The sequence below is a fragment of the Streptomyces sp. NPDC058052 genome (genome assembly GCF_042885515.1).
Taxonomy (GTDB): domain Bacteria; phylum Actinomycetota; class Actinomycetes; order Streptomycetales; family Streptomycetaceae; genus Streptomyces.
The window spans coordinates 1-1,207 of the sequence record NZ_JBHVRX010000093.1; the positions used below are offsets into that span (position 1 = coordinate 1).

The window sequence follows — 1,207 nt, forward strand, 5'->3', positions numbered from 1 at the left end:
AGAGTATGCACTCAACATTTCACTGTGCTGGTTGACAGGATAGAATTGTAAAAAACGTAACTTTTCATCATTAATATCACTTTCAGCTTCATCTCTTAGATTGATAAACTGATTATTTAGTTGATGCGAAGGTGGTTGATATTGAGGGAATTGAATTGACCTTTGAAGTTGGTGTGTAGTGGGTAGTGTAATATCTTGGTGTTCAAGTTCAAGTAATAAATTAGGATAGTCGAGTTCATTCATATACGCAAACGTTCGTGGCGACATACGGCTTAGAAACTCACACAATTCTTGTTTCAAAATTAACATATTATCATCCTCTCGGTGTCTTATTTTTTAATTGTGCTCATATATTAATTGTTAAAATATAATTTTATTAAACGTTCTATTTAGTGTAATGTCAATATTCATTTCCTTGAAAATAATTTTTCTTTTTTGTCGCTCAAACTAAAAATCAATTATTGTTTCCCATCTTTTCAATAATTCACTTTTTTCAATAAATTTCTATATAAAGTCTAGGTTTTGCATTTAGAGTTATCAAGATAAAAAACTCTCGCACAAGAATTGTCCGAGAGTTGGTACTTTACTTTGTAATCGCTAGCAGTTCCTTTGTTAGTTCTTTCGTTTGCTTATAGACTCGTTGATAAACATTATGGAATTGTTCGTATCGTTTATGATTTTCGGCATTAGGTTTAAAAACTTCTTCAACTTTAATAAATGTCTCAACACAATCAGCTACACTTTCAAACCAACCTAGTCCGTATGCTGCAAGCATAGCTGCTCCCATACTTGGACCTTCTTCATGTTTTAATTTTTTCACTTTCATATTAAAAACATCTGCTTGAAGTTGAAGCCAGAACTTACTTTTAGCCCCTCCACCAATTGAGGTAATTGAATTGATTTCGTGTCCTGCTTCTCGCATTATTTTGATTGAATCATATAAAGAATAAGTAATACCTTCTATAACTGCACGTGCAAAATCTGCTTTTTTGTGTTGTCCACTAATACCAATAAAACTACCTCTAATGTAGGCATCCCCATGTGGCGTGCGTTCACCAGCTAAGTAAGGAGCAAATAATAAGCCATTTGCTCCTAGTTTGGCACTTTCAGCAGAATCTAAAATTTGGGCGAAGGAGTCATTTTCAAAGAATGTGGTCTTCAACCAATTCAAACTATAACCTGCAGCTAATGTAACTCCCATCGCATA

At 33.6% G+C, this 1,207-nt stretch carries 2 protein-coding genes; both read right to left on the reverse strand.

Features of this window, described 5'->3' with window-relative positions:
- Nucleotides 1–243: hypothetical protein (locus tag ACFVU3_RS40140; RefSeq protein ID WP_390073723.1), on the reverse strand; the 243-nt coding region annotated here is incomplete at its 3' end.
- 340 nt (nt 244–583) lie between these two features.
- Nucleotides 584–1,207 (reverse strand): FGGY-family carbohydrate kinase (locus tag ACFVU3_RS40145; protein WP_390073724.1); only part of this gene is annotated, 624 nt, incomplete at its 5' end.